Origin of the sequence: Acidocella sp. (assembly GCF_013044125.1) — a bacterium.
Classification (GTDB): Bacteria; Pseudomonadota; Alphaproteobacteria; order Acetobacterales; family Acetobacteraceae; genus Acidocella.
Genome location: NZ_JABEVC010000178.1, coordinates 1 through 8,719 on the forward strand (window position 1 = coordinate 1; position 8,719 = coordinate 8,719).

The 8,719-nt window shown below is 65.4% G+C and carries 9 protein-coding genes; 4 read left to right on the forward strand and 5 right to left on the reverse strand.

The genetic code is table 11. The annotated features are described in order from the left end of the window. Together HKL97_RS10810 and HKL97_RS10815 are read right to left on the reverse strand one after the other, a co-directional pair. Window positions 1-631, reverse strand: a 631-nt coding sequence (locus HKL97_RS10810; protein WP_291425194.1) for an ABC transporter permease, incomplete at its 3' end; no start/stop codon positions are given. After that, window positions 628-1,356 (reverse strand): ABC transporter ATP-binding protein, encoded by a 729-nt coding sequence (locus tag HKL97_RS10815; protein WP_291425196.1) that lies wholly within the window; start codon window positions 1,354-1,356, stop codon window positions 628-630. The genes HKL97_RS10815 and HKL97_RS10810, both read right to left, overlap by 4 nt. Before the next feature lie 41 nt (window positions 1,357-1,397). Between HKL97_RS10815 and hemW the strand changes: the two genes are divergently transcribed. Genes hemW through HKL97_RS10835 form a run of 4 tightly spaced genes read left to right on the forward strand, consistent with a single transcriptional unit; the run spans window position 1,398 to window position 6,553 of the window. After that, the gene (gene hemW, locus HKL97_RS10820) at window positions 1,398-2,546 is read left to right on the forward strand and encodes a radical SAM family heme chaperone HemW (protein WP_291425198.1); all 1,149 of its coding nucleotides are present in this window, start codon (window positions 1,398-1,400) and stop codon (window positions 2,544-2,546) included. Between the two features lie 28 nt (window positions 2,547-2,574). Next, a complete protein-coding gene (gene thrC / locus HKL97_RS10825; protein ID WP_291425200.1) occupies window positions 2,575-3,972 on the forward strand; it encodes a threonine synthase in 1,398 nt (465 codons plus the stop codon). Further along, window positions 3,972-5,237, forward strand: a complete 1,266-nt coding sequence (locus HKL97_RS10830; RefSeq protein WP_291425202.1) for a pitrilysin family protein — start codon at window positions 3,972-3,974, stop codon at window positions 5,235-5,237. The genes thrC and HKL97_RS10830 overlap by 1 nt, the downstream gene beginning before the upstream one ends. Window positions 5,238-5,239: 2 nt before the next feature. Next, complete coding sequence (locus HKL97_RS10835) at window positions 5,240-6,553, forward strand: TldD/PmbA family protein (protein ID WP_291425204.1); 1,314 nt, start codon at window positions 5,240-5,242, stop codon at window positions 6,551-6,553. Here the strand turns inward: HKL97_RS10835 and HKL97_RS10840 are convergent. From HKL97_RS10840 to HKL97_RS10850, 3 genes are all read right to left on the reverse strand, one after another. Further along, window positions 6,548-7,351 carry a sulfite exporter TauE/SafE family protein gene (locus tag HKL97_RS10840; protein WP_291425206.1) on the reverse strand — a complete coding sequence of 268 codons (804 nt, stop codon included), beginning with the start codon at window positions 7,349-7,351 and terminating at the stop codon, window positions 6,548-6,550. The two genes, HKL97_RS10835 and HKL97_RS10840, sit on opposite strands and share 6 nt — an antisense overlap. Further along, on the reverse strand, window positions 7,348-8,283 hold the full coding sequence (locus HKL97_RS10845) for an MBL fold metallo-hydrolase (protein ID WP_291425208.1): 936 nt from the start codon (window positions 8,281-8,283) through the stop codon (window positions 7,348-7,350). Before HKL97_RS10845 ends, HKL97_RS10840 begins: the two co-directional genes overlap by 4 nt. After that, on the reverse strand, window positions 8,270-8,719 hold a 450-nt coding region (locus HKL97_RS10850; protein ID WP_291425210.1), incomplete at its 5' end, for an efflux RND transporter permease subunit. The genes HKL97_RS10850 and HKL97_RS10845, both read right to left, overlap by 14 nt.

Below are 8,719 nucleotides of genomic sequence, written 5' to 3' on the forward strand. Positions count from 1 at the left end.
GCGCGGCCGGCAGCACCATGGCCACGGGTTGCAGCCAGCCCGGCAGCGCCGTGGCCGGGTAGTATACGCAGGCGACCGGGGTGATGCCAAAAGCGATGGTCCAGGCCAGCGCCTCGGCCCCCGCGCCGTAGCGAAACAGCAGCGAGACGATGCCAAGCGCGATCCACCAGCCCATGAACAGCAGATTGACAAAAAACAGCAACAGCACTGGTCCCAACAGCAGGATATTGTAATGATACAACAGGTACGCGATGATTGTGGCAGGAAACAGGCCGGCCAGCGTGCGCAGCAGCGAAACCGAGAGCAAAGCCGCCAGCAGCTCCGCCGGACGCAGGGGGCTCACGAAGATATGCCCCAGGTTGCGCGACCAGATCTCCTCCAGAAACCCCAGCGTCACGCCAAGCTGGCCGCGCAGGGTGATCTCCCACAGCAGCACCCCTGCGATCAGCGCGCTGGCGGTCTGCGCCCCGGGGATGGCGCGCAGATGCCCGATGTAGTTGGCGGTAAAGCCCCAGATCAGCAGGTTGAGCGTCGGCCAGTAGGCGATCTCGGCAACGCGCGGCCAGGAGCGGCGGTACACGGCGAGATGGCGGTAGATCATCGCCCAGATGCGGCGTAGGGAGGTTTTCATGCTTCTTCCCTCCGCGCGATGTCAAGAAACACCTGTTCGAGGTCCTCTCGCCCATAGCGGGCGATCAGCGCGTCCGGCGTGCCCTGGTCGACGATTTTGCCGGCTTTCAGCATCAGCACCGTATCGCACAGGCGCTCCACCTCGGCCATGTTGTGCGAGGCGAGCAAAATGGCGGCGTTGGTCTCGGCCCGGTAGGCTTCCAGCATGCTGCGCACATAATCGCCGGTGTCGGGGTCCAGGCTGGCGGTGGGCTCGTCGAGCAGCAGCAGGTCCGGCTTGTTGATGAGCGATTTGGCCAGCGCTACGCGGGTTTTCTGCCCGGCGGAAAGCTCGCCCGCAGGGCGGGAGAGCAACGCGCCAAGGTGGAATTGCGCCGCCAGCTCCGCGATGCGGCGTTTCAGGTCCGGCACGTTGTATAAATGCCCGTACACACGCAGGTTCTCCTCCACCGAGAGCCGGGCGGGAAGTGCTATGTAGGGCGAGGAGAAATTCATCCGTTCCAGCGCCTTGAAGCGGTCGCGGGCGATGTCATGGCCCAGCACGGTGATCTGCCCGGAGCTTGGCACCAGCAGGCCGAGCAGCATGGAGATGGTGGTGGTCTTGCCCGCCCCGTTGCCGCCAAGCAGGCCGAGCACGCCGCCCTGGGGCAGGGTGAAGGAGATATCGTCCACCGCCAGGGTGTGCGGGTAGCGCTTGACCAGGTTGTTTACGGTGATGGCGTCCATGGGATTTTGGATAGGCGGAGAGATTGGCGTATGTCCAGGCGATGGACCCTCTCGCGTTATATATTCACTGGCCGTTTTGCCTGAGCAAATGCCCGTACTGCGACTTTAACTCCCATGTCCGCGAGAAAATCCCGCAGGCGCGCATGGTGGCGGCGCTGCGGCGCGAGCTGGCGCATGAGGCGGCGCGCATCGGCCCGCGGCGGCTCACCTCGGTCTTTTTCGGCGGGGGCACGCCGAGCCTGCTCGACCCGGAGAATGTGGCGGCGCTGATCGGCGATGCCGCGGCGTTGTTTAGCCCGGCGGCGGATATCGAGATCACGCTGGAGGCGAACCCGACCAGCATCGAGGCCGGGCGCTTTGCCGGATATCGCGATGCGGGGGTGAACCGGGTTTCCATCGGGGTGCAGAGTTTCGAGCCCGAGGCGCTGAAGTTTCTGGGCCGGGAGCATTCGGCGCGGCAGGCGGTTGAAGCCATCGAGCTGGCGCGCAAAATTTTCCCCCGGCTCTCGTTTGATCTGATCTTCGCGCGGCCCGGGCAGGGCGAGGTGGCGTGGCGCCGGGAGTTGCGCTTTGCGCTGGGCCTGGCGGCGGACCATTTGTCGCTCTACCAGCTCACCATCGAGGAAGGCACCAAATTCCACACGCTCTATGCGCGCGGGGCGTTCGAGATGCCGGGCGAGGAGCTGGCGGCGGCGCTGTATGACGCCACCGCCGAGGAGGCGGCGCGCTTCGGGCTGCGGGCCTATGAGGTTTCCAACTACGCCAAAGCGGGCGGCGAGAGCCGGCATAATCTGAGCTATTGGCGTTATGATGATTACGCCGGGATCGGCCCTGGCGCGCATGGCAGGTTGACCCTGGGCGGGGAGCTGGTGGCCGGCGCGAAGCATCGCGGGCCGGAGGCCTGGGCGGAGCTGGTTGAGACCACCGGCAGCGGCGTGACGCGCGAGGAGGTGGTGAACACCCGCGATCGCGCCCGCGAGGCGCTGCTGATGGGGCTGCGGCTGGCCGAGGGCATTGGCTTTGAGCATTTTTTCGCGCGTACCGGCACCGCGCTGCCCGACGCGGTGGAGCCCGTGATTTTGGCCGCCTGCATCGAGGAGGGGTATCTGGTCCAGACCCCCACGCATCTGGCGGCGACAGCCGAAGGCCGCAAGCGGCTGGACGCATTGCTGCCAGCCCTGGCCCGATAGTATAGCCAAAGCACCATTGGAGAGATTTATGCGTTACGTATCCACACGGGGCCAGGCTGAGGGTAAGGATTTTGCGGGTGTGCTGCTGGCGGGGCTGGCCGATGACGGCGGGTTGTACATGCCCGGGAGCTGGCCGCAATTTTCTGCGGCTGAATTGAGGGCGTTGCGCGGCTTGCCCTATGCGGAGCTGGCGGCGCGGGTGATGGCGCCGTTTGTGGGCGATTGCATCGCGTTTAACGATTTGCAAGCGATGTGCCGGCGCGCCTATGCCGGCTTCCCGCACCCCGCGGTGGTGCCGCTGGTGCAGCTTGATACCTCAACTTTCGCGCTGGAGCTCTTCCATGGGCCGACGCTGGCCTTCAAGGATCTGGCGCTGCAACTGGCCGGGCATTTGTTCGAGCATGTGCTGGCGGCCCGTGGCGGGCGGGTTTGCATCGTCGGCGCCACCTCGGGCGATACCGGCTCGGCGGCGATTGAGGCGATGGCCGGGCGCAGCCGGGTGGATATCGTCATTTTGCACCCCGAAGGGCGCACCAGCGAGGTGCAGCGCCGCCAGATGACCACGGTGGCCGCGCCGAACGTGATGAATATCGCACTGAAAGGCAATTTCGACGATTGCCAGGATATGGTGAAGGCGATGTTCGCTGATGTGCCGCTGCGCCATGAGATCAGCCTCTCAGCGGTCAACTCAATCAATTTCGCGCGCATCGCGGCGCAGATACCCTACTACTTCGCCGCCGCTTTGGCGCTGGGCGCGCCGGAGCGCGAGGTTGCCGTTGCGGTGCCGACGGGCAATTTCGGCAATGTGCTGGCCGCCTGGGCGGCCAAGCAGATGGGCGTGCCGATCGGCAAGTTCATCGTGGCGAGCAATCGCAACGATATTTTGAGCCGGTTTCTGGCGAGCAACGACATGAGCCTGCGCCCGGTGGAGGAAAGCCTTTCGCCGTCCATGGATATCGGCGTCAGCTCCAATTTCGAGCGGCTGCTCCATGAGTTCCTGGGCCGCGATGCCCCGGCCACGGCGCGGACCATGGCCGATTTCCGCGCCACCGGGAAAATGAGCGTGGCGGAGGATGTGTGGCGCGCGATCCGGCGGGATTTCGTGGGCTTGCGGCTCAGCGACGAGGATACGCTGGCGGAGGTCGCGCGCACCTGGCGCGAGGCGCAGTATCTGGCCGACCCGCATACGGCCATCGGCCTGGCGGCGGCGCGGGCCTGCGCGCCGGTGGGCCTGCCGGTGATCGTGGCGGCGACGGCGCATCCGGCCAAATTCCCCGATGCCATCGAAAAGGCCGTTGGTTTCCGTCCGGCCTTACCGCTGCATTTATCCAACCTATATGAGAGACAAGAGCGTTATATGACCGCCCCGAACGATTTCGAGCAGGTCAAAGCGTTGGTACGGAATTTTGCGAACAGGAATATTTGATGACTGAACAGGTTATGATTACCACGCTGCCCTCGGGCCTCACGGTTTTGACGGAACGGATGGAGCGCGTGGAGACGGTCTCGTTCGGCGCGTATATCGGGGCGGGGACGCGCCATGAAACCGCGGCGGAAAACGGCGTCGCGCATTTTCTGGAGCATATGGCGTTCAAAGGCACGGCGGGCCGCTCGGCTATCGACATCGCCGAGGCGATCGAGAATGTGGGGGGGCACATCAACGCCTACACCTCGCGCGAGCAGACGGCCTATTATGTGAAGCTGCTCAAGGAAGACCTGGGGCTTGGCGTTGATATCATCGGCGATATTCTGTGCCATTCCAGCTTTGAGGTGGAGGAGCTGGAGCGCGAACGGGGCGTGATTTTGCAGGAGATCGGCCAGGCGAACGACACGCCCGACGATATCGTGTTCGACCATTTCCAGTCCGCCGCCTATCCCTCGCAGCCGATGGGCCGCCCGGTGCTGGGCACGGAGGCCATCATCAAAGGTATGAAGCGCGACGCGCTGCCAGGTTTCATGGCCGCGCATTATACGCCGGAGAACATGGTTATCGCCGCCTGCGGCAATCTGGAACATGAGCGGCTGGTGGATATGGTGGCGCGCCACTTTGCTGATCTGCCCAAGGCCGAGCGCCATGAGCCGATGGCGGCGGATTACATGGGCGGTGAATACCGGGAACAGCGCGAGCTGGACCAGGCGCATATCGTGCTGGGGTTTGACGCGCCGGCTTACGGCGAGCCGGATTATTATCCGGCGATGCTGCTCTCCACGTTGCTGGGCGGGGGCATGTCCTCGCGGCTGTTCCAGGAAATCCGCGAGAAGCGTGGGTTGGTGTATTCCATCTACAGCTTCACCGCCCCGGCCGTGGACGGCGGGTTGTTCGGGATTTACGCGGGGACGGGTGAGTCCGAGGCGGCCGAGCTGATGCCGGTGACATTGGAGGAACTGGCGAAGGTGCAGCTGGCGGTGAGCGAGGCGGAGTTGAACCGCGCCCGCGCGCAGCTCAAGGCCGGGTTGTTGATGAGCCTGGAGTCGACGGGCAGCCGCTGCGAGCAGCTGGCGCGCCAGTGGCAGATTTTCGGCCGGGTGATCCCCGCCGCCGAGACGGTTGCGAAGATCGAGGCGGTGACGCAGGCGGATGTGTGCGCGGCGGCGGCGAAGATTTTCCGCTCCCGGCCGACGCTGGCGACCATTGGGCCGATCGGGCAGGTGCCGAAACTCTCATCTATCATTGATAGTCTGGCGGCTTGAACATGGACGAGAACCAGGAGTTGCTGGCCCAGGCGCAGGAGTTTTTGCGTGCGGCGAAGGCCGCCGGGGCGGATGTCGCGGAAGTGGGCCTGAGTGCTGGCACCTCGATTTCGGTGCAGCGGCGGATGGGCAAGATCGAGGAGACCGAGCGCGCGGAATCCCGCGAGTTGGGGCTGCGGGTGTTTGTCGGCAAATGCAGCGCCTCGATTTCGGCCAGTTCGATTGATCCGGCGGCGTTTGCGCGCCTCGCTGAGCAGGCGGTGGCGATGGCCCGCGTGGTGCCGGAGGACCCTTATGCTGAAATCCCCGAGGCGCCGCCGCCGATGGATGCGGTGCTGCTGGATTTGGATGATCCGCTGGAGCCTGGCATGGAGGTGTTGATCGCCCGCGCCGCCGCCGCCGAGGAAGCGGCGCTGGCGGTGCCGGGGATCACCAATTCCGAGGGGGCATCGGCCAGCTGGTCGCGCAGTTTTTCATTACGGGCCACCAGCCTGGGCTTTGCGGGCATGTATCCGCGCTCCTACCACGGGGTTTCCGCCACCGCGATCGCGGGGACGGGCACGGGGATGCAGCGCGATTATGACTCCTCCTCCGCCAGTCATGGCGCTGACCTTGAGGACCCGGCGGTGCTGGGGCGCAGGGCGGCGGAGCAGGCGCTGGCGCGGCTCAACCCGGTGCGGCCGAAAACCGGCAAGTTGCCGGTATTGTTCCATCCGCGCGTGGCGGGGAGTTTTCTCGGGCATCTCGCCGGGGCGATCAACGGTGCGGCGATTGCGCGCAAAACCTCGTTCCTGAAGGATGCGCTGGGGCAGGCGGTGTTCGCGCCGGGGATACGCATTATTGACGATCCGCTGCGCGTGCGCGGGCGGCGCTCACGCCCGTTCGACCGCGAGGGCCAGCCCGGCGGGCAGCGTGCGTTTATTGACGATGGCGTGCTGACCAGCTGGATTCTGGACACGCGCAGCGCCAACCAGCTGGGCCTGAAGACGACGGGGAACGCTGGCGGGGTCAGTAATTTTTACATGGAGCCGGGGGCGCTGAGCCCGCAGGAGCTGATGGCCGATATTGCCGAGGGGCTGTTCGTGACCGAGCTGATCGGCATGGGCGTGAACGGCATCACCGGCGATTACTCGCGCGGCGCGGCGGGGTTTATGATTCGTAACGGCGTGCTGGCCGAGCCGGTGGCGGAGTTCACCATCGCGGGCAATTTGCGCGGCATGTTCGCGGCGCTGAAGCCTGCCAACGATCTCGAGTTCAAGCGCGGCACCGACGCGCCGACCCTGCGGATCGAGGGCATGACCCTGGCTGGTTCATAGCCCGGAGAGGTTGAACCCCAGGGCGGTGGCGCTGCGGTAGAGCATGTAGAGGGCGACGGCGAAGATCAGGAATGCGAAGACGGTGCTCAGCCGCCCGGCCGTGCCTGAGAGCAGCCGGGCCGTGCGCATGCCAAAGAAGCTGCCCAGGAAGCCGCCGAGGATGAAGACGATGGCCAGTGGCCAGTCAACCAGGCCGGAGAGGGCGTAGTTGGCCGCGGTTGTTAGCCCGAAGGCGGTGACGGCGACCAGAGATGTGCCGATGGCGTTGAGCACCGGCATGCCGGTGGAGATGAGCAGGCCGGGGACGATGAGAAAACCGCCGCCAATGCCGAAGAAGCCGGAGAACAGGCCGGTGGCAAGCCCCATGCCGAGGACTTTGGGCGCGTTTTTGCGTTCGCACTCGGCGTCGGCGTTGCCGGGGTTGTTGCGCCCGCGCAGCATGAGAATGCCGACCGCGATCATCAGGAGCGCGAAGAGGAAGAGCAGCTTCTGGCCGTCGAACGCCTTGCCGGCGCTGCTGCCGAATATGGCGCCAACAACCCCCGCCACGGCGAACACGCCGCCGCATTGCCAGCGCACGGTGCCGGCGCGATGGTGGTTGAACAGGCCGGTGGCGGCATTGGCGGCCACGGCCAGCGCGCTGGTGCCGATGGCGATGTGCGGGTTTTTGATGCCCACGACATACAGCATGAGCGGCACCGCCAGGATGGAGCCGCCGCCGCCGACCAGCCCGAGGGTGAAGCCAACGAGCGTGCCGGAGAACCCGCCGAGGCCGAGCTGGAGTTGTGTGAGGATCATAGCAGGTTCAATGGAAGTTTGAGGTAGCTGGTGCCGTTGTCTTCGGGCGGGGGCAGCTGGCCCGCGCGGATGTTGACCTGCACCGAGGGCAGGATGAGCCTGGGCATGCCCAATGTGGCGTCGCGCGCGGTGCGCATGGCGGCGAAGGCGTCTTCGCTGATGCCGTCATGGACATGGATGTTGGTGGCGCGCTGCGCCGCGACGGTGGTTTCCCAGATGAATGCATCGCGGCCTGGGGCTTTATAGTCGTGGCAGAGGAAGATCCGGGTTTCATCTGGCAGGGCGAGCAGGCGGCGGATGGAGCGGTAGAGCTGGCGGGCGTCGCCGCCGGGGAAATCAGCACGCGCGGTGCCGTAATCGGGCATGAAGAGCGTGTCGCCGACGAAGGCGGCCTCACCGATGATGTAGGCCATGTCGGCTGGGGTGTGGCCGGGGACGTGCAGGGCGATGATAGGGATGGCGCCCAGGGAGAACGTGGCGCCATCGTCGAACAGATGGCCGAACTGCGAGCCGTCGCGCGCGAATTCATCACCAAGGTTGAAGATTTTGCCGAAGACGTTCTGTACGGCCAGGATTTCGCGCCCGATGGCGATTCTCCCGCCGCAATGCTGCTGGATGTAGGGCGCGGCCGAGAGATGGTCGGCATGGGCGTGGGTTTCCAGCAGCCAGTCCAGCGTGATGCCGGTAGTGCGCAGGTAGGCGATGACCGCGTCGGCCGAGGCGGTGGTGGTGCGCCCGGCGGCGGTGTCGAAATCCAGCACGCAGTCAATCACCGCGCCGCATTTGGTGGCGGGGTCGTGCAACACATGGGTGGCGGTGAAGGTGGCTTCGTCAAAGAAGGTCTGCACCTCAACGCGGGGGAGCAGGCGCGCATGGAGAATCTGCCGCGCGGCCTGGGCCAAGTGCGGATCGGCGGGATTATTGTACGTCATGGGGCCGCCCATCGTCACGCAGTACCACATAAATGGCGGGGATAACCAGCAAGGTCAGCAGGGTGGAGGATGCCAGACCGAACAGCAGCGAGGTGGCGAGACCCTGGAAGATCGGGTCCGAGAGGATGGTGACGGCGCTGATCATGGCCGCGACGGCGGTGAGCAGGATGGGCTTGGCGCGGATGGCGCCGGCTTCCAGCAGCACGGTACGCAGCGGACGGCCCGAGTCTTGCCGGCAGCGGATGAAATCCACCAGCAGGATGGAGTTGCGCACGATGATGCCGGCCAGCGCGATGAAGCCGATCATCGAGGTGGCGGTGAAATCCGCGCCCAGCACCCAGTGGCCGAGCATGATGCCGATGAGGGTGAGCGGGATGGGGGTGAGCACCACCAGCGGCAGTTTGAAGCTGCCGAACTGCGCCACCACCAGCACATA